Annotated in this window: 25 protein-coding genes; 1 reads left to right on the top strand and 24 read right to left on the bottom strand. The window is 38.4% G+C overall.

Annotated features, from left to right (window positions below; genetic code table 11):
* Positions 1-228: 228 nt before the first annotated feature.
* The 7 genes from A6755_RS14365 to A6755_RS14335 all read right to left on the bottom strand — a co-directional run bounded on the left by A6755_RS14365 (position 229) and on the right by A6755_RS14335 (position 4,908).
* Positions 229-654 carry a VOC family protein gene (locus A6755_RS14365; RefSeq protein ID WP_034306908.1) on the bottom strand — a complete coding sequence of 142 codons (426 nt, stop codon included), beginning with the start codon at positions 652-654 and terminating at the stop codon, positions 229-231.
* Positions 655-1,046: 392 nt separating this feature from the next.
* Complete coding sequence (locus tag A6755_RS14360) at positions 1,047-1,475, bottom strand: DoxX family protein (protein ID WP_063591061.1); 429 nt, start codon at positions 1,473-1,475, stop codon at positions 1,047-1,049.
* A 71-nt stretch (positions 1,476-1,546) separates the two neighbouring features.
* Complete coding sequence (locus A6755_RS14355; RefSeq protein ID WP_063591060.1) at positions 1,547-2,398, bottom strand: M56 family metallopeptidase; 852 nt, start codon at positions 2,396-2,398, stop codon at positions 1,547-1,549.
* Positions 2,398-2,814: a BlaI/MecI/CopY family transcriptional regulator gene (locus tag A6755_RS14350; protein ID WP_034306913.1), complete on the bottom strand. Its 417-nt coding sequence runs from the start codon at positions 2,812-2,814 to the stop codon at positions 2,398-2,400. Before A6755_RS14350 ends, A6755_RS14355 begins: the two co-directional genes overlap by 1 nt.
* Before the next feature lie 375 nt (positions 2,815-3,189).
* The gene (locus A6755_RS14345; protein WP_052137251.1) at positions 3,190-3,897 is read right to left on the bottom strand and encodes an NAD(P)H-binding protein; all 708 of its coding nucleotides are present in this window, start codon (positions 3,895-3,897) and stop codon (positions 3,190-3,192) included.
* 69 nt (positions 3,898-3,966) lie between these two features.
* Entirely contained in the window at positions 3,967-4,536 is a 570-nt protein-coding gene (locus A6755_RS14340; RefSeq protein ID WP_063592562.1) for a histidine phosphatase family protein, read from the bottom strand.
* Between the two features lie 27 nt (positions 4,537-4,563).
* On the bottom strand, positions 4,564-4,908 hold the full coding sequence (locus A6755_RS14335) for an avidin-fold protein (protein ID WP_048680864.1): 345 nt from the start codon (positions 4,906-4,908) through the stop codon (positions 4,564-4,566).
* 242 nt (positions 4,909-5,150) lie between these two features.
* On the opposite strand from A6755_RS14335, the gene A6755_RS14330 reads away from it, so the two are divergent.
* Entirely contained in the window at positions 5,151-5,672 is a 522-nt protein-coding gene (locus tag A6755_RS14330; RefSeq protein ID WP_034306915.1) for a DUF2179 domain-containing protein, read from the top strand.
* Between the two features lie 43 nt (positions 5,673-5,715).
* Here the strand turns inward: A6755_RS14330 and A6755_RS27620 are convergent, their stop codons facing one another.
* From A6755_RS27620 to cysC, 17 genes are all read right to left on the bottom strand, one after another.
* Positions 5,716-5,994: an HNH nuclease-like protein HlpB gene (locus A6755_RS27620; protein ID WP_084737753.1), complete on the bottom strand. Its 279-nt coding sequence runs from the start codon at positions 5,992-5,994 to the stop codon at positions 5,716-5,718.
* Between the two features lie 16 nt (positions 5,995-6,010).
* A complete protein-coding gene (locus A6755_RS14325) occupies positions 6,011-6,415 on the bottom strand; it encodes a hypothetical protein (protein ID WP_063591059.1) in 405 nt (134 codons plus the stop codon).
* 63 nt (positions 6,416-6,478) lie between these two features.
* Positions 6,479-7,234 (bottom strand): exodeoxyribonuclease III, encoded by a 756-nt coding sequence (locus A6755_RS14320; RefSeq protein WP_063591058.1) that lies wholly within the window; start codon positions 7,232-7,234, stop codon positions 6,479-6,481.
* Between the two features lie 76 nt (positions 7,235-7,310).
* Positions 7,311-8,816, bottom strand: a complete 1,506-nt coding sequence (gene cls / locus A6755_RS14315; protein ID WP_063591057.1) for a cardiolipin synthase — start codon at positions 8,814-8,816, stop codon at positions 7,311-7,313.
* Positions 8,817-8,942: 126 nt separating this feature from the next.
* A complete protein-coding gene (gene glgA / locus A6755_RS14310) occupies positions 8,943-10,379 on the bottom strand; it encodes a glycogen synthase GlgA (RefSeq protein WP_063591056.1) in 1,437 nt (478 codons plus the stop codon).
* A 23-nt stretch (positions 10,380-10,402) separates the two neighbouring features.
* A complete protein-coding gene (gene glgD, locus A6755_RS14305; RefSeq protein ID WP_063591055.1) occupies positions 10,403-11,509 on the bottom strand; it encodes a glucose-1-phosphate adenylyltransferase subunit GlgD in 1,107 nt (368 codons plus the stop codon).
* Positions 11,510-11,526: 17 nt separating this feature from the next.
* Positions 11,527-12,693 (bottom strand): glucose-1-phosphate adenylyltransferase, encoded by a 1,167-nt coding sequence (locus A6755_RS14300; RefSeq protein WP_063591054.1) that lies wholly within the window; start codon positions 12,691-12,693, stop codon positions 11,527-11,529.
* A complete protein-coding gene (glgB, locus tag A6755_RS14295) occupies positions 12,693-14,633 on the bottom strand; it encodes a 1,4-alpha-glucan branching protein GlgB (RefSeq protein ID WP_063591053.1) in 1,941 nt (646 codons plus the stop codon). The genes A6755_RS14300 and glgB overlap by 1 nt, the downstream gene beginning before the upstream one ends.
* Positions 14,634-14,879: 246 nt before the next feature.
* A complete protein-coding gene (locus A6755_RS14290) occupies positions 14,880-15,893 on the bottom strand; it encodes a glycoside hydrolase family 15 protein (protein WP_063591052.1) in 1,014 nt (337 codons plus the stop codon).
* A 621-nt stretch (positions 15,894-16,514) separates the two neighbouring features.
* The gene (locus A6755_RS14285) at positions 16,515-17,033 is read right to left on the bottom strand and encodes a mismatch-specific DNA-glycosylase (RefSeq protein WP_034306929.1); all 519 of its coding nucleotides are present in this window, start codon (positions 17,031-17,033) and stop codon (positions 16,515-16,517) included.
* Positions 17,034-17,973: 940 nt separating this feature from the next.
* Complete coding sequence (locus A6755_RS14280; RefSeq protein WP_063591051.1) at positions 17,974-18,873, bottom strand: sulfite exporter TauE/SafE family protein; 900 nt, start codon at positions 18,871-18,873, stop codon at positions 17,974-17,976.
* A gap of 152 nt (positions 18,874-19,025) precedes the next feature.
* Positions 19,026-19,658, bottom strand: a complete 633-nt coding sequence (locus A6755_RS14275) for an NAD(P)-binding protein (protein WP_063591050.1) — start codon at positions 19,656-19,658, stop codon at positions 19,026-19,028.
* Positions 19,639-20,400, bottom strand: coding sequence for a sirohydrochlorin chelatase (locus A6755_RS14270; RefSeq protein WP_063591049.1), 762 nt, complete (start codon positions 20,398-20,400; stop codon positions 19,639-19,641). The genes A6755_RS14275 and A6755_RS14270 overlap by 20 nt, the downstream gene beginning before the upstream one ends.
* Complete coding sequence (gene cobA / locus A6755_RS14265; RefSeq protein WP_057277558.1) at positions 20,400-21,176, bottom strand: uroporphyrinogen-III C-methyltransferase; 777 nt, start codon at positions 21,174-21,176, stop codon at positions 20,400-20,402. Before cobA ends, A6755_RS14270 begins: the two co-directional genes overlap by 1 nt.
* Before the next feature lie 19 nt (positions 21,177-21,195).
* Positions 21,196-21,411: a DUF3906 family protein gene (locus tag A6755_RS14260; protein ID WP_034306935.1), complete on the bottom strand. Its 216-nt coding sequence runs from the start codon at positions 21,409-21,411 to the stop codon at positions 21,196-21,198.
* A 20-nt stretch (positions 21,412-21,431) separates the two neighbouring features.
* On the bottom strand, positions 21,432-23,057 hold the full coding sequence (locus A6755_RS14255; RefSeq protein WP_034306938.1) for a nitrite/sulfite reductase: 1,626 nt from the start codon (positions 23,055-23,057) through the stop codon (positions 21,432-21,434).
* A 16-nt stretch (positions 23,058-23,073) separates the two neighbouring features.
* Positions 23,074-23,673, bottom strand: a complete 600-nt coding sequence (cysC, locus tag A6755_RS14250) for an adenylyl-sulfate kinase (RefSeq protein WP_048680807.1) — start codon at positions 23,671-23,673, stop codon at positions 23,074-23,076.
* Position 23,674 lies beyond the last annotated feature (1 nt).

Genomic DNA, 23,674 nt, shown 5'->3' with positions numbered 1-23,674 from the left:
GATTGAATCTAGAATCCAGTGACAGTGAGAATGGACGCCTACTTAATCTATAAACGTGATGTTATCTTATATGCTTCCGTGGGGGATCTTTTGATGCCCTATTAAAAGAGATAAGAGTCATACTTAAAAATCCCGATCTCTCAGTGATATTAATGAGAAATCGGGATTTATTTATTCACACATTGCAGCTGCAACTATTCACAAAAACAGCTGTTATTATTTAACAAATTATTTTTCACCCTCTGTATAAATTTGAAAGGTTACACCGAATTTGTCTGTTACAATCCCATAAGCAGGGCTGAAAAAAGCTTCCTGCAGAGGCATTTTCACTTCTCCACCTTGCGACAAAGTTTCAAAGATTCGTTTTGATTTTTCAATTTCGTTAATTGAAATGCAGATCGTGACTTGATCTCCAGATTGACTGGTTTGACCTGGAAACGTATCCGAAAACATGAAGTCCGTTTCCCCTACCTTTAACATTGCGTGTGCCACAAGATCCTTTGCTTCTTCTGGAAGAGGAAATTCAGGATTTTCTGGCATTTCTCCAAAAGTTTGTTTAAAGAGGACTTTTGCATCCAATGCCTTTTCGTAAAATTGAATCGCTTCCTTCGCATTTCCGTTCATCATTAAATATGGAGATAATCGCATGGTCATAATTAGATAACTCCTTTTGCTTTGAATTTTTTTACTAAGCTGGGAAATTTCCAGGCTTGCTTTTGAACTGTCAATGGCAATAATCACTATACCATTATTGCCCATGATTGAATTTTACAACTCAGAACATGCGTTCGTCAACGAAATTTTACTGAAAACTATCAAATTTTCTAAATGTTGAATTGAAAATTCCAAGATTCTTGATGTATAGACAAAGTATGTCACGTTATGGCAGTTATGGGAAACTTCTTTTATTCATGGTTTTTCAAATCATGTAGCATTTCAAATAAGAATAGATGAAATGAAAAAGGCATAACCCTAGTAGATCACCGGTATCATGCCTCAAGAATGCTTAAAAAGTGTTGGAATTTTTGTAATGTCGCTTAATCTTATTAACCTGCTATCCTTTCCGAATCCTGTGTTTTTTTTAGTTTTGGTAACTTAGAGTCTATAGATAGGAAGCGGCTTCCATTCAATACTAGGTGAAGGGCAATAATCATAAGAACGAGATCCAGTTCATACCCTGAGCCTTCTCCATTCCCCATAAAACCTGCTGGGAATTTCACATAAACAATTGCACCAGCCATGATGAATACAAGGAGGGCAGAAATTATTCTTGTTCCAAGACCTATTATTAAAGCAATTCCTCCAACCAATTCAATAATACCGACTACATAGGCCATGAATCCCGGAATGCCTATACTTTGAAACCACCCTGAAGTGTTTTCCAATCCACCTTTAAATTTTGACAAACCATGCAAGAAAAAAGAAATTCCCAACATAACTCTTAATAAAAAGGTACCGATTTCTTGTTTATTCATGACACATCTCCTTTTTTTATTTAACACTACAAAGTGTAGTGTAGAGTGGTAAAAAAATCAAGTGAAAGTCATCAGACAATCACTATAGTCATTCCTATAAGGATAACCAAAACATAAATGGAAACAAAAATCGTGGTAGTTTCAGCCCTTAAAGGAATTGTTTTATGGGGATCAATCAATTGCTGAAGTCTATAGTTAACTGATTCATTCGAGAAATGAACAAGGACAGGAGAGGATTTATCAGTGCACCCATGTTTAATTAACTTCAATAAAGCGGCACTTATTCCTAATTCAGTCCCCATTTTATGAATCGCATTCTCGTCGGCTGATAATTCACTTATTATTTTGTAATTTTTATGACACCATTTTGTCAGTGGGACAAACCATAACGCATTTGAAATCAACTGTAAAATAAAGATGACGAGTGGATCATATTTCTTTTGGTGAAAAGCTTCATGCTCCACTACCGCTTCTAGTTCATCAAAGTCCAGTAATCGAATTAAACCAGTACTGAACACAATGAAAGGCCGCCTGAAACCAAGCGTAAACGCAAGAGGCAGTTCAGCGTTCACAACTAAGATATCATTGTTGTCCCGATTGAATGTTTCATTTACATTCCTTGTCATATCAACGTTTTTTGAAAGAAAAAGCTTTTGTTTAAACCTTCTGGATAAGAAATATTGCTCTGCAATTTTGAATAAGGTACTTAATATACTATAGGATATTATTATACTGAGCAGTGTGACGACCACAAAGTAGTATACTGAATCTTCCTTGAATAAACTAAAACAAAATTTAAAGAAATTAGCTTTAATATTCACGCCAAAAAAGATGTGTACTAAAAAAGCTCCCATTTGGCACCATACTACACAGGCAATTAAAAGACTCAGGCTTATCACAAAATAAGACTTTCTCTTCCACATTATAATTTATCCTTTTTTAACGATTGAATTTTTTGTTCCAATTTTTCAATTAAACCTTGGTCAGCGTCTTTCATGGCATCCAGCATATGGCTTATGACCGCTCCACCAAATTCATCCAGCAAGTTCTCAGTCAGTTTCTTTGACTGCTCTTCAAAAAACTCCTCTTTGGACTGCACCGGGCGAAATAATGAAAGCCTTCCTTCAGACCTCTTTTCAAGAATGCCTTTTTCAACTAAACGATTCATGACGGTCATTACTGTGTTGAAATTGATAGGTTTGTCAAGTTCCAATGATTGTTGAACCGCTTTAATGCTTTGTTCATCTTTATCCCATAAATATTCCATGATATTTGCTTCCAATGGACCAAAGAAACGATTCAGTCCAACTTCATCATATTTAAAATTTTTAATTTTCATCCTTTTCCACCTCCCACTACAAATTGTAGTGGAAATCACTGTTACAATCAAGTTTCATCCGGAAGATATGAACGTTGATTTCCACTCCAGGTACTTGCTTTCATCTCAGGAGTCTCCTACCTTCCGTTCCAATCAACTGAAACGTTTATAAATAAAAAATGTAGATAAACTGGCTTTTATTCGAGTTTGACTACAGTCTAATTCGAGCCTTTTACAGGCACGTTTCAATAATTAATAGTAATCCTTTGTCCTCCATTACCTCAAAGGGGGATCAAAATTTGTCCAGGAATTTAAAAACGAGCCTTATTGGGGCTCGTTTTCAGTATATCGTCGGCATGGTCTTCCCAAACCTTCATTTTTACAGGAAACTTGAATCTATTTTTTTACTATTTTATCCGGATGATCACTATTAATCGTAACTCTTTGTGCAAGTTCCTCTATTTCAGCAGAATCATAAAAATGATATCCTTTTGCCGTCGTTTGGGCCGCAACGTACATTGCAGCAGCTACTTTGTTTGCTTCTATTGCACGATATGGACGTAAAGGGCCTACAAAGACAAATTTTGCAAAAGTACTTAGCAGCCCAGAAATCTTTTCACCTGCCCTGAATTCCTTTCGTTCTCCAAGAAGTAAGGAAGGACGGAAAATATGTACAGTATTCAATGCCAGATGTTGTAGTGTACCTTCCACATCACCTTTAACACGGCTGTAGAAGAACTTTGATTTGGAATTGGCACCCATGGCCGTAATGACGAGTATTTTTTCAACATTGGATGTCTTTGCCAATCTAGCTGCTTCAATTACATAGTCATAATCCACTTTACGAAATGCTTCCTTCGATTTAGCCTTTTTAATAGTTGTACCCAAACAAATGAACACATCGGTGACTTTGAACAAATCGGCATACTTGGATAAATTATCGAAATCCACAACATGTCCTATGCATTTTGGATCGGCGAGTTTCAGTGCCCTTCTTGTCAGCAAATGGATTTCACTATAGATTTTGCTTTTGCCTAGCTCTTTAACCAACTGGGTGCCTACCATACCTGTAGCGCCTAAAATCAATGCCTTCTTAATAGTCATGATTTCCTTCTTTCTATACTTTGCTTTTCAATCAACCATTTCCTTTTTAACTAACCTAGCTTAATAGGACTAAGATAAATGATTCACTTGATTGAAATCATCAATTATCCAGGAATCAACTTCAAATCTGATCGTACTCAAACATGCATTGAACAAGCGCATTTCGTTTGATACGATCGACTCATTTGACATCAAGCGTAAAATAAAATGAATGACGGCTCCATGGGCAACAAGTATAACTTTCTTCTCAGGATACTCCTTCTGAATTTCCTGGAGCCCATTCATCAGCCTGTTTCGTAGAGATTCCTGATTTTCCTGACCAGGATAATCTTTATCCCTGAATGCAGACTTCCTTTCCGCTGCAGTCATTCCTTCAGCGGCGCCAAAATTCTTTTCAATGAATTCCATTTTTTCAATAACCGGTACTTCAATATAGTGCGAAATGATATCCGCCGTCTCCCTTGCCCTCTTCAGGGGGCTTGTAATAATTACATCCCAATCATCTTTTGATAAAAATTCACCACATTGCCGTGCCTGTATCTTTCCAAGTTCATTTAAAGGAATATCAGTCTGCCCTTGCAGCTTTCCTAGTGCATTCCAATCTGTTTGACCATGCCGCACTAAACAAATAGTAGTAATTGTCCTCAAACCCCTCTAAGTAGATTGTTATTTTCTCACTTCTTCAATGATGGAATGTCCTTCAGTCCGTTCGAGATCTGACCATTTCCACTTTTCATGCAAGCGCAGCCTTCCATCAGGAAGCATTTCAGGGGTGGAAAGGCAGCTGCCTCCTCTAATTTCACCTTTTTCATTGATATGATTATACCTGAATTCCAGAGTTCCATCCAGATTGACCAGCCCTATTAAAGTCCCTTTAACAATCTCTCCCCCCTGATAACTTGCTGAAAGAATTGAGCCGTCTTGTGAATAGTGGAAGGTAGTATTTCCTGACACTTCTCCATTTTCAGAATTGATTTTAGCTTTGAATATCCGACCATCATAATTAAACATCATCATTCCCCCATATGAATTAATAAGGATAATGATACCAAATTAATTAAAAAAAGAATATTGAAAAATCTTATGGGATTTATAAATCTGTGTCCATGGAAATGACACAAAAAATACATAATATTCCCCATTGAATTCCCCTATTATGATGTGGTTATATTAGGGAAGATGTTACTTATGGAATGAATAATCCCCAATTTGAAACGTCTAATTAAACTGGAAGATTTTGGTGAGGTGCTCAAGTGAAAGAAATACTTCTGATTCTACTATTACAACTTATTTATGTTCCGATTTACACATTGCGAACCATTTTCTTAGTAAAAAATATTACCATACTAGCCTCGATACTGGGTATTGCAGAAATGTTAATATACGTTTTTGGATTATCCCTCGTATTTGGCGGTGACCAAAGCATACTCGCCATGGTTGTATATGCAGTCGGTTTTGGAATCGGAATAATTTTTGGTACGAAAATTGAGCAAAAACTTGCCATCGGTTTTATTAATGTAACCGTTAATACTCAAACCAAAAATGAACATTTGGTAGATACATTGAGGAACAACGGATTTGGTGTAACTCTTTATACGGGCGAGGGCAGGGATAGCAACCGTTATCGTATGGAAATCTTGACCAAACGCAATCGGGAACAAGAATTGATAGCAACCGTTGAAAAGTTTGAACCTAAGGCTTTCATCATTTCATATGAACCACGTTATTTTAAAGGTGGATTTTTATTGGATCGGTTGAAAAATAAAGCAAGCTGAAAATGAAAAGCAAAAGCCCATCTTATTAAGATGGGCTTTTGCTTTATATCGTTTTTGATTTTCTTATTCTCACTGCCCTCGTTACCGGTTGTTTTTTAATCCACTTTAAATATTTTTTTAATGCTTCATCATCTTTTAACAAAAGCACGGTATTTAGTCGGATGGCCAGTTCTCGGTTTATATACAGTGCGTGAATCTGTTTGTGGCAAGATTTACAGAGATAGGCTATTGATAAATGGCTTCCGCCAAATTCTCTGGGTGTTAAATGATGGATGGTCAGTTCTATCTCATCCCTATCACAAAGCTCACAAGTACCTATCATTACATTACTCGGCCAATTATGGCTTTACGGATTTTCCTTCTTCAACAATATGAAACATCAAATGGGCAAGATGATGGATTGGTCCGTACTCTTCATTGTCATCATCTTCTTCATCCTCCACTTCCACTTCATCCATCCCTTGTAAATAAAGTGCCATGAACTCATAAAAATCATTTTTAGTAAAGGAGTAACAATCACTTGGATCCTGATTATCTTCTTCATACTGTAAAACTAGATGGGATAAATCACCCTCATCATCTTCAGCATCAAAAAATACGAAATAACCGATATTTGTATCCAGTTCAAATAATCTGCGAAATCCGCGTGATGTTGCTTTTTCAAACTCAGGCGACGTCAATTTTTGCACTTGCATGCTGTCTACATTATCTTCTTGATGAAAGCCCACGATAAATGTGTTCATAATCAAACCTCCTGTTGAATATGGATAACCATTAGTATCCCCATTTAACCGAATTTATTCCATTTAGAGGTTTGTTTCCAAAACGACCGGGCAATGATCGCTGCCCATGACATCGCAGTGAATGTTTGCCTCCATTAAAGAATCCGCCAGACGTTTTGAAACAATGAAATAATCGATTCTCCACCCAATATTCCGCTCCCTGACTTTTGCCATATATGACCACCAAGTATAAGAGCCTTCCTGGTCTGGATAAAAATGGCGAAATGTATCGATAAACCCTGAATCAAGTAATTCAGTCATCTTTCCACGTTCTTCATTTGTAAAACCGGAATTCCCTATATTGGGTTTTGGGTTTTTCAAGTCGATTTCCTGGTGTGCGACATTGAGGTCACCACAAAAGATAACCGGCTTCACCAGGTCCAGTTCCTTAAGATATTTTATCATCTCATCTTCCCATTCGAGACGGTAATTCAGTCTCGATAAATCCCTTTTTGCATTGGGGGTATAAACATTCACCATATAAAAACTCTCGAATTCAAGTGTTATGATCCTGCCTTCCGGCTCCTCATCCAGCTCTCCTACACCATATTTCACTGAAAGCGGTTTTTCCTTCGTGAAAATGGCTGTACCTGAATATCCTTTTTTCAGTGCATAATTCCAATATTGATGGTACCCTTCCAACTCAAGTGAAATCTGCCCTTCTTGAAGCTTAGTTTCTTGAAGGCAGAAAATATCTGCATCCACGTCTTTAAAGTAATCTAAAAATCCTTTTTTAACACAAGCCCTAATTCCATTTACATTCCAGGAAACCAATTTCATATTCTCTTAAATTCTCCTTATGGCCAATTTAATTTCTTTACATTTCAACTATACTATTTATCTGCTTTTTTTCCCATTAGAGTACATTCGAAAACAATCTGGCAAATGATTCTTTTGAACGTTCCAGTAAACCACGATTGTTATACCCGATAGGATCTAGTTTGTCACTATCCATCATATCCTCTTTGTAATGAGTGATGAGATCTTCAATGGTACGGCTGCCCATAAGAAAGACATTCACTTCAAAATTCAGGTGGAAACTCCTCATATCCATATTTGCCGTTCCTATGGAAGCCATATCACCATCTACGATAATAAGTTTCTGATGTAGAAAACCTTTGTTGTACGAGTATACCTCTACGCCGAATTGAAGCAGCTCACCGAAATAGGAGCGACTGCCGTATTGGGTTAAAAACCCATCATTTATTGCCGGAACCATAACCCTGACTTGTATCCCCTTAATTGCGGCATGTTTAATTGCTGCTTTAATCGCTTGATTTGGTACGAAGTATGGACTTGCAATCCAGATTGATTTTGTGGCGTTCGTGATAAGTGAATAGTAAAAATCACTCATGATCCCCTGTTGTGTATCAGGTCCGCTCGCTACCACCTGGACAGCTCCATCCCCTTGTACCACTTTATTCTTGAATTCTGGACGTCCTTGCAATACATCTTCGCCGCTGACATATTCCCAATCCAAAAGGAAAACGGTATGAAGCATATATACCGCTTCACCTTTAAGGATCATATGTGTATCTCTCCAAAAACCAATGCTTTTATTTCGGCCTAAATATTCCTCTCCTACGTTTAAACCTCCTACAAAGCCAACTTCCCCATCTATGATGATGATTTTACGGTGATTCCTAAAATTAAATTTTTGATTGAAAAAACCGTGTTTCAATGGCGAAAAGGGATAGGCTTTAACCCCTGCATTTTTCATCCGTTTAACCTCATTATTTGAGAGGCTTAAACTTCCTGCCGCATCAAAAATGAATAAAACCTCCACACCATTTTTTGCTTTTTCAATAAGGATATCTATAATTTCAGTACCAAGCCTGTCGGAACGAAAAATATAGTATTCAATATGGATGAATTTCTCAGCTTTTCTTAATTGTTTTATGATTTCTGTAAACGTTTCGTTGCCATTTTTCAATACTTCCGTTTTCGATGATGTACTAATTGTGGTCTCAGATGCATTTTTGGCAAAAGCTGCGAATGATTTCTGATGATCATTCAAGAACGATAAATCTGGAGAGGATACCCGTGTAACAAGACTCTTCCATTCTTCTCGATCTTTTTTCCTTTTACTTCGGAATAAATACCCCTTTAAATAGAGCTGACCTGAGAATAGATAAAACACATATCCAAATACCGGGAAAAATAAAAGCACATACATCCATAAAAGTGTCTCGTGGGCAAATCTATTTTCGAGCATTAGTGAAAATAGGGTGATAAACATGACCAAAATATATAATCCAATAAAAAATAGCTTCACGTCGAAGCTAACTTGAGTGAACAGGATCATATAAACTGAAGCAATTAATATAAATAAAAATACAATTTCCATCCTTCTTCTTTTCATTTTTTCATTCTCCTACACAGCAATATTTTATATATAAATATCATATACCCATATTTGATGGTAAAAGAAACAAAACACTTACGAAAACAATGTTCGCAAGTGCTTTGTGTATTACCTATCCAGTTATCACTTCATGACAGGAATCAAACTTTCATACAGCTCCATATACTTTAATGACGATGATGTCCAACTAAAGTCTAACTTCATTGCATTTTCGGCCATTTTCCTCCATCTTTTCGGCTGGAATTTGTACAGACCAACAGATTGCTCAATTGTATGGAGCATATCGTGTGCATTATAATTCGTAAAACTGAAGCCATTGCCTTCACCAGTAAATTGGTTATACGGTATGACCGTATCACGAAGTCCGCCAGTTTCCCTCACTAAAGGCAGTGTACCATAACGCAGTGCCAAGAGTTGGCCGATACCACATGGTTCGAATTGTGATGGCATCAGGAATAAATCAGAACCTGCATATATCCTTCTTGCTAACCCCTCATCAAAATATGTATGTACTGAAACCTGATTTGGATATTGGTCAGCTAAATGACGAAATGCCGATTCATATTGCTCTTCACCCGTACCTAAAAGAATGAATTGAATTCCTTGGTTCATCATTTCATGAAAAACATGTAGAACAAGATCTATTCCTTTTTGATCAACAAGCCTCGTTACCATTGATAAAACCGGGACGTCATCATTGACAGGAAGACCCAGCGATTCCTGTAGCTGACGTTTATTCTCCATCTTACCCTCATAAGAATCGAATGGAACAGCAAGATGTTCATCTGCTGCAGGATTATATTCCTCATAATCGATTCCATTGATAATCCCTTTAAGCTCACCTTTTCTCTTACGTAAAAACCCATCCAGATTTTCCCCGAAATAAGGTATCTGAATTTCTTCCGCATAACTTGGGCTTACCGTTGTTACGATGTTAGAAAAAGCCAGGCCGGCTTTCAAATAACTTACATTCCCATGAAATTCAAGACCATCGATATTAAAATATAACTCACTCAAATCGAGTAATTCAGCTAATACAACTTTAGGATAAACTCCTTGATAGCGTAAATTATGTATCGTAAATATCGTTTTAATATCCTGATAGAATGGATGGTTATGATAATGGGCTTTCTTCAAAACGCTGACAAGGCCCGTTTGCCAATCATGACAGTGTATAACATCCGGTTTTTCTTCCAAATAGGGTAATGCCTCTAAAATTGCACGGGAAAAGAAGGCGAACCTTTCGCCATCATCGAAGAAACCATAACTACCATGCCTTTTGAAATAATATTCATTATCCAGAAAATAATATGTAATTCCGTTAGCAACAAGTTTTTCGATGCCACAAAATTGCTGGCGCCAGCCAACAGGTACTTCAATACTCGTCATATGTTCCAATTCCTGTTTGAATTGGTTAGGAAGATCCCCGTATTTAGGTAGGATGACACTTACATGGACTCCCTGTTTTTTCAGCGCTTTCGGGAGCGCGCCTATAACGTCTCCGAGCCCTCCCGTTTTTATAAAAGGGGCGCATTCTGAAGCAGCAAATACAACGTTCATTGCCGCACCTCCTCTATCCTCTATTAAATTATTTCCGCTTTTTTTATTACAGTAGGCTGTTTTAAACCAATTACTGATTTTTCACTAGTAACTCTCACTTCTTTATCAGTTATGATATTTTCAACGATGGCTCCTTCTTCAATCACGCCTTTTTGCATGATGATGCTATTTCTTACTATCGCACCCTTTTTCACCTTTACCCCACGGAAGAGTATACTGTTTTCGACAATCCCTTCAATATCACAACCATTGGCTATCAATGAATTGGTAACCTTCGAAGAACTTGAATATTTGGTCGGTGCCTCATGTTTGATTTTCGTATAAACATCCCAAGTATCCCCGAAGAAAGAACGGATTACCGAAGGGTTCAGGAAATTCATATTACTGGCATGAAAGCTTTCAATGGAATGGATGAATGGCATATCACCTGTAAAGTTATAGCCTTTTACGGTAAAACGATGAAGATTTGCTTTCACAGCATCTTTCAAAAAGTCATATTCCCCACTGGCAACACAGCTTTTGATCAAATTCACCAATAGCGATTTACTTATGATGAAAGTTTCTAGACAAACATGGTCACCAGGTCTAGGGATGGTATAAAAGCTAATGTCAGTTATGTCTTCATCCGAATCTACCGAGCAGGTGTGATAGATTGGTTTTTCAATCAATTCCCCTACATAATCCTTATATACCACAGTGATATCCGCTTTATGTTTTTTGTGATAATCAAGCACTTCATTAAAATCCAATTTGCATACATGGCTTCCTGGGGAAATGATGACAGTATCTGCCTCTGCACGTTCGAAAAAGCTGAGATGATCATAAAATTGCTTCATATCGCCTGTTACCGTTTCATCCGGATGGATAGGGGGCAAGATGTATAAGCCTCCTGAACGCCGATCCAAGTTCCATTCTTTACCTGAGCCAAGATGATCCATAACTGAAAGATACTTTTCTTTTGGGAAAACGGCTACTTTTGATACATCTGCATTAATGAGATTCGACATAGTAAAGTCAATCAAACGGTAGCGTCCACCAAATGGCACAGATGCTACATTACGGTGAGCAGTCAGATCTTTTAAATGTTGTCTTTCATTGATTAAGTTTATAATACCCAACACATTTTCCATAGCATCTTCCCCTTTTTCTAGTTAAGAGTAATCTTTTTTTTGTTTGGATTGATAATGGTTTGATTTTCACCAATTAAGGTAATATCGGATGTCACAGCTGAATTGCCAACTACGGCACCATCTTCTATAACACAATTACTGGCTATGATGCTTCTTTCTATATGAACGTTTTCACCAATCGTGACATTAGGCATGATGACTGAATCTATTATGGTTGAACCATAGCCCACCTGTACATTATAGGATAAAACCGAATGTTCAATTTTCCCATGAATCATGCATCCTTCATTGATAAGCGACTGACTGACCTCGGCATCCGGTGATATATATTGCGGCGGATGATTTGCATTGCGGGCAAAAATTTTCCATTGCTGATCATTCAATTGGAAATTTGGCGTATCCTCCAATAAGTCCATATGTGCCTGCCAAAGGCTTTCGACCGTTCCAACATCTTTCCAATAATCATTAAAACGGTAGGCATATAGCTTTTTTCGATCTTCAAGCATTTTGGGAATGATGTTGCTGCCAAAATCATTGGAAGAATTTTCGTCTTTTTCATCATTGATTAAATACCGTCTTAGGGTTTTCCAATTGAAAAGGTAAACTCCCATGGAAGCAAGATTACTTTTTGGGAATTTTGGTTTTTCGTCAAATTGTGTGACTTTATCATCATCATTGGTATTCATGATTCCGAAACGACTTGCTTCCTGCCACGGCACTTGAATGACCGCTATTGTTGCCTCTGCATTTTTTTCGATGTGATAATCCAGCATCTTACTGTAGTCCATCTTATAAATATGGTCACCAGAGAGGATCAGTACATGTTCCGGATCATAGTTATCAATGTATTGGATATTTTGATAAACAGCATTTGCCGTCCCTTTATACCATTCACCGCCTTCTTTCCCTTGATAAGGAGGAAGTACGGAAACTCCGCCAACATCCAAATCAAGGTCCCAAGCTTTGCCATTACCAACATAATCATTTAGAATCAATGGCTGGTATTGGGTCAGTACCCCAACCGTATCTATACCAGAATGAGTGCAGTTACTTAATGGAAAATCGATGATTCTATATTTACCGCCAAAGGGAACAGCTGGTTTTGCCAAACCAATCGTCAATTCACCTAACCTTGACCCCTGGCCTCCTGCCAATAACATTGCTATCCATTTTTTCGCTCCCATTATTCGGTCACTCTCCCCCGTCTTTTTTTTGTTTGCTTCATAAAAATAGAAATGCCTAATGGAGGTACAGTTATTTCCATGCTGTATGGTTGATTATGGTATGGTATCTTTTTGACATTAATGGGTTCTTCATTGATCTGACCCGATCCTCCGAAAGCTGCTGAATCACTGCTGAAAACTTCTATATATTTGCCTTGGGATGGTACACCTATTTGATAGTGAGCATGAGCCTGTGCAGAAAAATTACAGACAACAATGCAATAATCGCCTTTGCGTTTACCTTTTCTCATAAAGGTGATGATACTTTGTTCACTATTGTTCGGATCGATCCATTCAAAACCTTCCTGGACATGATCCAGTCTCCAAAGGGAGGAAGTTTGGCTGTAAAAGTCCTGAAGGGTACGGAAGTAATATGCCATCTTTTCGTGGGATTCATATTCCAAAAGCAGCCAATCCAATTGTTCTTCATCTTTCCATTCTATGAATTGGCCAAATTCTCCTCCCATAAATAGAAGCTTCTTTCCAGGATGCGTCATGAAATACCCAAAAAGCAACCGTAAATTTGCAAACTTCTGCCAATAGTCACCTGGCATTTTATTCAATAATGACTTCTTGCCATGAACCACTTCATCATGTGAAAAGGGCAAGACGAAATTTTCTGAAAAAGCATAGAAAAATGAAAATGTTAAGAGGTTATGATGATATGGCCTTTCATTTGTTTCAAGTTTCATATAACGAAGGATATCGTTAGTCCATCCCATATTCCATTTGTAATTAAAGCCCAGGCCGCCTATATCGGTAGGAGAAGTTATAAGTGGCCGGTCTGTCGCTTCTTCAGCCATCATTAATGCATTGGGATATTTCTTAAAAACCACTTCGTTAAGTTTTTGTAAAAATTGTATGGCTTCCAGGTTTTCCTCACCGCCAAACTGGTTTTTCAGCTTGACCGGCAATGGATTATCATGATTCAAGTAAACCATTGACGATACCGCATCGACACGGACCCCATCAATATGGTATACATCCATCCAAAACATTACATTTGATATAAGGAAACTTATTACTTCTGGTTTAGTAAAATCAAAGTTGTATGTCCCCCATAACGGGCGATCTGCTCTCGTGTAATCAATTGGTTCATAGAGAGGCGTGCCATCAAAACGGGAAAGTCCATGCGCGTCTTTGCAAAAATGGGCGGGAACCCAGTCAAGGATTACACCTATGCCCTTTTGGTGGCAAAGGTTAATTAAATATTTAAAATCTTCCGGTGAACCGTACCGACTGTTTACGGAATAATAACCCGTGACCTGGTATCCCCACGATTTATCAAAAGGGTGTTCCATTATGGCCATGATTTCAATATGTGTAAAACTATTATCAATCACATATTCAACTAATCTATCAGCCAATTCACGGTACGAATAAAATTCACCATCTTCTTTCTGTTTCCATGTTCCTGGGTGCACTTCATAAATGGACATGGGTTTTTGATAAATATTTTCCTTTTTCCTATCGGCTATCCACTTCGAATCTTGCCATTCAAAATTATCCAGCCTTTTAATGACCGAAGCAGTATTTGGTCTGACCTCCGAATAAAAGGCATATGGATCGGCTTTTAGGATACGTTTATTTCCGGGTGTATGTATTTCATATTTATAGAGTTCCCCTTCTTGTAATCCTGGTACGAACAACACCCAGATACCTGAACGCTCGATCCGTTTCATCGCATGATCTTTTCCGTCCCAATTATTAAAATTACCGACTACTGAAACTTGCTTGGCATGGGGGGCCCAAACGGTGAAGCGTACTCCTTCATTACCTAATGTTGTCACAATGTGTGCACCAAGCATTTTATAGCTTTCATAAAGGGTGCCTTCATGAAACAAATACAAATCGAAATCGCTTGGATAAATCTCTTGTAGCTGGTCAATAATTGTACTCAATAAAACCCCTCCATCAGTATTAACTCGATAGTATTTTACCCATCCTTCCCCAGTTATTATATATATTCGATGAAAATGATATTAATCCTTCAAATGGAGGTGAAGTTATTGTTATAAATAGCCGTTTTTTTGTAAATTTAAACACTTTTTCAAAGAAAAAAGACATTTATTGTAAAAATATTATTATACCAAGAAAAACTCTCCCCTTTTTTTGGGAAGAGCTTTAAGGTATCCAGTATGAATGCTTCATGTTATTTGTTCATTTCGAATCATGGAAGTTTTCGTCAAGAATAAATAGGATAATGAGACTGACCATGCCAAAGGAGTATTCCCGTTTGGTAAATTACTGCCTCCAATATATAACTCAGGAACTTCCCAATTTTCCGGAATGATCATTTTTGTTTTATCTATATATTCATTAACTTTGTTCATCATGCCGAGTTCAAGGTAGCATAAGCCCAACCATGGAAGCCCGAAACACCATTCCGCTTCTTGACCGTCATTATAATAAAGGTCCTTCTCATATCTAATGCAACCATTTGTTCTTTCTAGTCTTTCTGTGACATTCTTCAATATTTCAAGTGCTATTTCACGGTCTACCAGCCGATACGGATAAATCAACGATAAAAGGGCCAAATCCGTCTCTTTTGAATAACTTTCCCTTGGAAGTAGGAAACGAAGTGTTTCTTCTCCCTTTTTAATCAGTTCTTCCTTGACGTTTACCAGCATTTTGACTGAATTCAATCCAGCAACACATGCACCTATGCTTGAAGCGTGGATTTCTATATTTTCTTCCCACATCCCGTTATCTTCCGACTGCCAATATTGCAGGCATTCCAAGTAATTGACCAGCTTTTGGACAATTTCTAAATCACGTTGGTTTCTTATCACCTTTTTACCATGCCTATATCCTTCACCGACACCCCATAAAAAGGCACCTACCGCATCATTTTGGGCATGCCCCCACTCATCGGGCAGTTCTTTTAGCTCAGTGGAATACCTTGCATGGATATGTTCAAATAGAAACTGGGGTTTCTGCACCGTATGAATATCTATCTTCCACTCATAGGTTTGAAATAAGTCGAATAAAGCATGATATGCTTTTTCGTAACGATTGGACGGATCATTTATAAAAGGTATTACTGTATAAACGACATCCCTTATCCAGACATAATTATAATCATCGGAAACGCTTGCAGTATATGCACCATTAGGAAGCCGCATGCGATCAAGAACCTCTAGGGCACCATTAACATTCATCAATTGAACACCTCCATAGTTATTTGCTTATTCCCATTGTAGACAGACTCCCGTTTTCTAAACGTTGGTTGTTTCATTTTCAATTAGAAGCGCTTTCATTTCTGCTAACCAAACCGATCATTCAGAAGTACATTCACCCTAGTTTATGTAATCACTGGCCATTTTGATAATCAAGCTTCCAATGTTCATTAAAAAGCGTCATTTGCCTAACCGTAATGAACGAACTCAAAAAGGTGCGGTTTATGAAATATGTTCTTGGGAAATAAAAAACCAGTAATGGCAATCCATTACTGGTTATATCGGCCTATCATTAAAATGTTTAGTAATGATCAAAAGAAATTTCGTAATTTCATCAAGGAAAGCAATCCAATCATAACCGTAGCCAATCGATGCCCCATTCAGGAATCTGCATATTACTAAGCAGCGCCAAAGGATCGATTCTAGGTATGAAAGTCCCTATCGAAGACCCTGTTTAGCAAAACCGATACTTAGGTATCCCATAAAATAAATTTACAACCCTTTACTCCTTGGCAAAAGCCTTCGACCTCGGAAAAGCCACCGCTTTTCCATTTTAGAATTATCCTGACTCGTATAATTTCACCGTTGTTTTAATAAGTTTCTTCAATTGCTTTTCAGCTGGCCAAGCAGAATGGGCAACTCACTATATATTTCGATGATCTCATTTATCGGCATTCTAACTAAACCGCTGGAAGATGGGGCAACGAATTCCATGGTCTCATTGAATGTAGTTTCTTCTTGCAGCCCCCATGAGATTTTTCGTAATTGACGATATTCCTGATAGACACCCTTTCCTACAAAACAGACAAGTTTAGGTTTATACTTTTTTATTTTCCTTTTTAATTGTTTCCTTCCTTTTATGTACTCTTCTTTAGTGATATCGTCCGCTCCTTTTGTAGGTCTGGAAACGATATTGGTAAAACCATAACCTAAATCCAGCAATGACGAGTCTTCAGTCGGTTCATATTTCCTTGGTGTCAGCCCGGACTCGAAGAGGATTTTCCAAAAGCGATTATTTGGATTCGCATAATGATGACCAGTCTCACCTGAACGAATGCTTGGGTTGAAACCTACGAACAAAATATCCAAATTTTCCTTTAAATGATCAGAGATGCCTTCCATTTTAAAACTCCTTTTCAAATTTGCTATTTAATCATTGTACAAAACTGAAAAATATTTAACTACCTTTTGAACGGTGACGGCTCCATAGTATGGGTGCAGACCTGACAAATTGTATATGGAAGACCTATTGCCCCTAAAACATTACGTTCGCCTTCACTGGACACATTGCCAAACATTAGATATGAAAAGGATACCATAGTGGAGGTAAAGATTTTTTCCAAGGAATAAATTGATAACCGATTTTTCCGATGTCCCGGCATAAAGCAAAAACCTGCATGCTTTTCAAAGCTTGCAGGGATTTAAATTAAAGGATATCCGCGTTTTTTTCATGTACTCATCGTCGGAAATGACAAACAGCTAAAGGACATTAAGTATATGGCTGAGTGCCCATTCATTTACTAGTAGTGAACTGATGACTATTGTAGGCACGGGGAGGACTATTGGGGAAACCAAGACAAGCGAAAGACCCGTTATTTCTGGTGGAAATCAAGGGGATTTTTGGACGCTGAATTAGCCTCCATCAATCAAATGCTGATATCCAAACAGGCAGGGATTTAAATTCGATAGAGTAAAAGAAATAGTTCCTCCTATTATATTATGTGAAAGTGTAAATCACTCATTTGAACAGTAGGGCCTATAAATTATTGATTCTGCTTCTGTTTCTAAAATCATTCAAATCTCTCCGATGGTTTTCTTTAGTAAGGGGTACTATGAATTCTTATACATTGGAGTGATAAGTCTCTCGATTTTTAGGAACCATTAAAAATGGTAATGAATCTATTAAATAAGATCAAGATCCTTTATTAAAACCGCAGCAACTTTATAGTCGGAATTCCATTTGGCAAAAACGACTTTACTCGTAGGCACATACATACCTACGAGTTTATTTACGCATCGGAATATGCTTCTTGTGTACATTCGCTTCTTTCAAACTCGGGAATCAGGAAACATTCTGGCGGTGTTCGATATGATCAAGTTTTCTCGCATTGGCCATTTTATTGATGGTAAGAAGAATTCCAGAAAACCATATTATCACGATGCCAGTATAGATGTATATATGGGCTTCAATCGGAATCCATGTAGCTAATAATGTTCTTACATTGATTAAGATAATGAAACCGCCCACTAAAACACCCATTAATTGAGCAGGAAGCATCCTGACGAGCCAGGCTGCAATTGGTGCGGCAACCACCCCTCCAATTATCAACGCTACGACCCAAAGCCAATTGACAGCTTCCCATCCAAGAGAAATGATAAAACCAAGACTTCCAAAGAAAGCAATGGCAAATTCACTCGTATCTACAGTTCCTACAGCTTTTCTCGCCGTCATGCCTTTTTTTGACAATAAAACAGGTGTTGCAATCGGTCCCCAACCGCCTCCGCCTGTTGCATCACAAAAGCCTGCAAAAAGCCCTAACGGAATGGATTGTTTTGCGGTCAATGGCTTTACGGTTTCATTTTCCTTTGACGGTTTAAAAATAAATAAAAAGCGGAATAAAACGTATACACCAAGACCAAATAAAAATATGGCAATATACGGTTTTGCTAATTCGGCTGGCAGGTTACTCAGGAAACATGCACCTACAAATGCACCAACAGAACCTGGAATGATCAAGCGATAGACCATATTTTTATCAACGTTCCCAAACTTTATATGTGAAGCTCCGGATACTGCTGTGGTCACTACTTCCGATAAATGAACGGATGCTGATGCTACTGCAGGGGCAATCCCGAATGTCAACAATAAGGAAGTGGAACTCACTCCATACCCCATTCCAAGCGAACCATCAATTAATTGGGCTAAAAACCCGATAAAGGCCAAAACGATTAACTTTTTCATGACATTCCCCTTTTTTCACTAAAATAGAACCTATATCATCGACCCGATGGTACCGTTTGCCTGTATAAATCATTTAGATTTCCTTTAAGGCACAAAGAGGCACCTAACCAAAATGAAATGACATGTTGGTTAGGTGCCTTCAGTTTTTCTGATCAGCCCATCGATATATTTTCTTCAGCTTCTACAGGTAAAAGCCTAGCTAAAAAACGATATCTTTCTTTTAAGGAATATTTATAAATATCCTCTATTGAATCTTTCAATAATTTAGATTTTTCTTCTTTTGAAAATGACCCACTCTTTATAATCATTCTTGCTTCAAAAAGGAATTCAAGATATTCTTCATACGATTCATCATATACTTTACCTAGGTCATTCCGTATTTTTTTTGCGAGCGTTGGACTTGCTCCATTGGTAGAAACACTTATGGAAAGCATGCCTCTATTCAATGTGGCCGGTATATGAAAATTACCCAACTCATGATTGCTGATTACATTAACCAACTGACTTTCGGATGCATTCTCGTAAACTCGTTCATTTACTTCAGTAGAATTGGTAGCTACAATGATTAAAAATGCATCATTATAGTCAGTTTCTTCCACTTCTTTAAGTAAGACCCGAATCTTACCTTCTTTCTCCAACACTTGAAAACCTGTGCATATTTCGGGGCTTACGACGGTAACTTCAGCACCAGCTTCCAATAAGGGGCCCGCTTTAAAGTAAGCTATTTTACCACCGCCGATGATGACACACTTTCTGTTCTCGATATTAAGCGTAATTGGATACATAGGCTCCCTCCCCACTCACTTCATGAATTCGTTCCGATATTGCTTGTTCAATCTTTGGGTGATAACCTAAATATCGGCAAAGTATGAATCTTTGCTTCCCCTTTTTTTGGATCTTTTTTATACTATTTTCAATCGACTGCATTAAGAGACCTGTAAACAATAAGTAAGGAATGATAAATACTTGGTTTGATCGAGATTCCACCGCAAATTCCAACGCTTCTCCAAAGCTTGGTGTGGCAGCTGTCAAATAACACTCTTGCACCCGGATTTTTGGAAACCTGTTCCTTAGCAAAACGGCCAATCGAGATAAATCCCTTTTCACGTCGGGATCACTGCTGCCCCTTCCAACCAATAATACCAAGGAATCCTCTGTAACACTTACATTTGTTTCCTCCAACCGTTCCACTAAAATGTCAACCATTTTCTCGCTGACACCAATCGGCCTCCCGTATTTCAAGTCAACGGCAGGGTAACGTTCTTTCATTTTATTCAATATGACTGGAATATCATGTTTTGCATGTACAGCTGTCAGCAATAGAACAGGAATGGCCAATATACTCGTCGCACCTTTTTGGACGCATCGTTCGTAGGCCTCTTCAATCGTAGGAGTTTCCAATTCCAAGAAGCAATACTCTTGAATGGAATATGGCTGAGCTTGCATACAAACTTTAATAAAATCAATGGCTTGGGCTGAAGCTTCTTTAACACGGCTGCCATGGCAAATATATAAAATGGCTTCCATTAAAAGGCCTCATTCGCCAACAAATTTTCGGTTTGTTTTCCTTCAAACCATTTGATTTTTTCCCGTAAATTAACGACATCTCCCACGACTATCATGCAAGGATTCGAAATTTGTTCGTTATTGGCGGTTTCCACTACTTTAGCCAACGTACTGACAGCTGTTTTTTGCGTTGTTAATGTACCCCAATGAATAAGGGCTACCGGAGTCTCCGGGCTTTTCCCATGTTCCAAAAGTTTTCCTTGAATATATGGCAGGTTTTTAACACCCATATAAATGGCTAATGTATCGATTCCTTTTGCAAGGGATTCCCACTTGATATTATCCTCTTCATCTTTTTTCCGATGACCGGTAACAATTGCAAATGATGAAGCATGGTCCCTATGTGTAACTGGAATTCCCGCATAGGCTGTAGCGGCGATTCCAGCCGTAATTCCTGGTACGATTTCAAAGCTCACGCCACTTTTGGCTAGGGCTTCCGCTTCCTCACCGCCTCTCCCAAAGACGAATGGATCGCCGCCTTTCAAACGGGTGACTATTTTCCCCTTTTTTGCATATTTAACGAGGAACCGATTGATGGTATCCTGCTGCAACAAATGATAATCCGGCAGTTTACCGCAATTAATCAGCTCGACACCATCTTTTGCATGATTCAAAAGTTCTTTATTGACAAGTCGATCATATAAAATGACATCAGCTTCTTGGATGCATTTTAATCCTTTTAATGTAATTAAATCTGGATCTCCGGGACCGGCTCCTACTAGATATACTTTCCCCATTTTTGCATCCTGCCTTCCCTTAGAGAATTGTTTCGAATTCCGATAAAACGAAACCTGCTCCATTTTTAATTTTCCTTTTTTCATATAATGAGATGTCATCCACTTCAGGCATTTTCAAATAATGCTTTTCCAGCTCGATATCAACAAGTTCAAACGCCTTTTCATCTGAATCGGCAACAATGATGACATGAATTGGTTTTTCCTTGATAGTGACTTCAAAACGGTATAGATTCATGGAATGCTTACCTTCCCCTATTAAACGGCCACTTCCGCTAATATATCATCAAGTTTACTTTGTAATTCGTCCACCCCTACCCTTTCCACAAAATCGAGAAAGGTTTCGGATAGTAGTTTTGTTTCTTTGAAAAATAGGATCATTTCTTTCAGAACATGATGGAGCTTTTCAGCTTCCACTTTTCCTTTAAGCTTTTCATTGAACTTCCCGCCCTCATTAAGCGTTCCTCCAACGTATATCTCAAAAGCCTCGACCATCTTTTTATCCTGGTTTTTCATTTTTATGCCTTGCAGCCCTATTTCGGCGATGGCTCTTTGACCGCAATTATTCGGACAGCCGACCATATGCATCCTTACAGGCACATCGAGATCTATTTCCTTGTCAAGTGATTCAGATATGGTCCTCATTCGGTTTTTCGTTTCAACCAGAGCCAGGTTGCAATACTCGATGCCTGTACACGAAACGGAATACCCAATGAATTTCTTTGGTTGATATGGAAATCTTTCAAAGATGGATTCCTGCTTTAATTCCTCAAGTTTTGCATCCGGCACATTAGGAATGATTAGATTTTGAGAATTACAGTTGCGGATTTCACCATTTCCATATTTTTTTGCAAGTTCGGCAAATTCGATCACTTCGTCTGGATTTAAACGACCAACTGGTATATTGACGCCAACATAGTTCAGACCATCTTGCTTTTGTTTATGGATGCCATAGAAATACCCTGCATTCCATCCTTTCACCGCACTTTCTCCCTTTTCAGGAAGCGGACCGGTGTATTCCAGCAATTTTTCCTTGAATTGTTCAGGACCCCAGTCAGCGACAAGGAATTTCAAACGTGAGCGATGACGCTTTTCACGGTACCCAAAGTCACGGAATATCGTCGTGATGGCGGCAGCCACTTCCACAGTTTTTTCAGGTAAAATGAATAAGTCAAGTTCTTCTGCCAGCATCGGAACGGAGGAAAGCCCACCCCCTACTTTTACGTGAAAACCGACTTCCGTTACTCCATCAATTACTTTAGTAGCTGGATTGAATGAAACACAGTTGATTTCAGCATTTGAAGCATTATGGATATTGGCACTTATGGACATTTTATATTTCCTCGGAAGGTTCGAATAGTCTTCGTTAAGGCGGAAATACTCAAATACATCATAAAGTACCTCGCGTGTATCAAAAAGTTCATCAGGATCGATGCCTGCCAATGCATTACCGATGATATTACGGGTTATATCACCACAAGCTCCAGCCGTAGTCATTCCAACCTTTTCTAAACGATTCAATATATCCGGGACCTGTTCGATGGTCAGCCAATGGAATTGAATGGCTTGACGGGTTGTAATGTCATATACATCCCTCCCGTAATCTTTAGCGATGTTAGCTAGAGTTATTTGTTGATCATAAGTCAGGATACCTCCGGGAATTACGACTCGCATCATCCAATAACCAGCTTCTTTTGGCCGTTGCAGGTATAAACCTGCCCACTTGAACATATCCCATTTCTCTTTAGGGATGGAATCAAACCCATTTGCTGCGTAATGTGGAATATCATCAAATATCTTCAAGCCATCTTTTTCCAATTTCCAGATTTCCGTTTTATTTTTAGCGATTAGTGGATTTTCCGACCAAAATTTCTCGTAAACCATTACATTTCCTCCTTGATTAAATCGCTTTCTTTGCTGTTAAATAACCGATTACCTGTTCAACGCACTCTTCAATGCTGTATTGGTCGGATTCTAAAATGATTTCCGGTTGTTCAGGTTCTTCGTATGGAGAGTCGATTCCGGTAAAATCTTTAATGATGCCTTTACGGGCCTTGTCATAAAGCCCTTTTGGATCACGCACTTCACACTCTTCGATCGGACACTTTATGTATACTTCAATAAACTCCCCTTCTTCGAGTAAATCACGTACAATCTGCCGATCTGCCCTGAAAGGTGATATGAAAGCGGTCAATACGAACTGCCCACTATCCACGAATAACTTGGAAACCTCACCAATCCGCCTAATATTCTCGGTTCTATCTTCTTCAGAAAAACCTAAATCTTTATTTAAGCCATGACGGATATTATCACCATCCAAAACATAACTTCGAATATTCCGATTGTATAACTCTTTAGCGACCGCGTTTGCAATCGTTGATTTTCCGGAACCCGATAGTCCTGTAAACCATAGAACCGTGCTTTCATGCCCGTTCTGCTTCCGTCGGTGCTCCTTTGTCAATGACGTCTCATGCCATGTGACATTCGTACTTTTACTCATT

It is taken from the genome of Peribacillus frigoritolerans (assembly GCF_001636405.1).
GTDB lineage: Bacteria > Bacillota > Bacilli > Bacillales > DSM-1321 > Peribacillus > Peribacillus frigoritolerans.
Note: the sequence above shows the minus strand (reverse complement) of the source record. Positions and strands in the feature narration are given on the sequence as shown.

Coding starts and splice junctions, on each gene's coding strand:
- A6755_RS14365 (WP_034306908.1), bottom strand. CDS start 654: ATGACCATGCGATTATCTCCATATTTAATGATGAACGGAAATGCGAAG.
- A6755_RS14360 (WP_063591061.1), bottom strand. CDS start 1,475: ATGAATAAACAAGAAATCGGTACCTTTTTATTAAGAGTTATGTTGGGA.
- A6755_RS14355 (WP_063591060.1), bottom strand. CDS start 2,398: ATGTGGAAGAGAAAGTCTTATTTTGTGATAAGCCTGAGTCTTTTAATT.
- A6755_RS14350 (WP_034306913.1), bottom strand. CDS start 2,814: ATGAAAATTAAAAATTTTAAATATGATGAAGTTGGACTGAATCGTTTC.
- A6755_RS14345 (WP_052137251.1), bottom strand. CDS start 3,897: ATGACTATTAAGAAGGCATTGATTTTAGGCGCTACAGGTATGGTAGGC.
- A6755_RS14335 (WP_048680864.1), bottom strand. CDS start 4,908: ATGTTTAATTATGATGGTCGGATATTCAAAGCTAAAATCAATTCTGAA.
- A6755_RS27620 (WP_084737753.1), bottom strand. CDS start 5,994: ATGATAGGTACTTGTGAGCTTTGTGATAGGGATGAGATAGAACTGACC.
- A6755_RS14325 (WP_063591059.1), bottom strand. CDS start 6,415: ATGAACACATTTATCGTGGGCTTTCATCAAGAAGATAATGTAGACAGC.
- A6755_RS14320 (WP_063591058.1), bottom strand. CDS start 7,234: ATGAAATTGGTTTCCTGGAATGTAAATGGAATTAGGGCTTGTGTTAAA.
- cls (WP_063591057.1), bottom strand. CDS start 8,816: ATGAAAAGAAGAAGGATGGAAATTGTATTTTTATTTATATTAATTGCT.
- glgA (WP_063591056.1), bottom strand. CDS start 10,379: ATGAACGTTGTATTTGCTGCTTCAGAATGCGCCCCTTTTATAAAAACG.
- glgD (WP_063591055.1), bottom strand. CDS start 11,509: ATGGAAAATGTGTTGGGTATTATAAACTTAATCAATGAAAGACAACAT.
- A6755_RS14300 (WP_063591054.1), bottom strand. CDS start 12,693: ATGGGAGCGAAAAAATGGATAGCAATGTTATTGGCAGGAGGCCAGGGG.
- A6755_RS14290 (WP_063591052.1), bottom strand. CDS start 15,893: ATGAATGTTAATGGTGCCCTAGAGGTTCTTGATCGCATGCGGCTTCCT.
- A6755_RS14285 (WP_034306929.1), bottom strand. CDS start 17,033: ATGGAAGGCATCTCTGATCATTTAAAGGAAAATTTGGATATTTTGTTC.
- A6755_RS14280 (WP_063591051.1), bottom strand. CDS start 18,873: ATGAAAAAGTTAATCGTTTTGGCCTTTATCGGGTTTTTAGCCCAATTA.
- A6755_RS14275 (WP_063591050.1), bottom strand. CDS start 19,658: ATGTATCCAATTACGCTTAATATCGAGAACAGAAAGTGTGTCATCATC.
- A6755_RS14270 (WP_063591049.1), bottom strand. CDS start 20,400: ATGGAAGCCATTTTATATATTTGCCATGGCAGCCGTGTTAAAGAAGCT.
- cobA (WP_057277558.1), bottom strand. CDS start 21,176: ATGGGGAAAGTATATCTAGTAGGAGCCGGTCCCGGAGATCCAGATTTA.
- A6755_RS14260 (WP_034306935.1), bottom strand. CDS start 21,411: ATGAATCTATACCGTTTTGAAGTCACTATCAAGGAAAAACCAATTCAT.
- A6755_RS14255 (WP_034306938.1), bottom strand. CDS start 23,057: ATGGTTTACGAGAAATTTTGGTCGGAAAATCCACTAATCGCTAAAAAT.
- cysC (WP_048680807.1), bottom strand. CDS start 23,673: ATGAGTAAAAGTACGAATGTCACATGGCATGAGACGTCATTGACAAAG.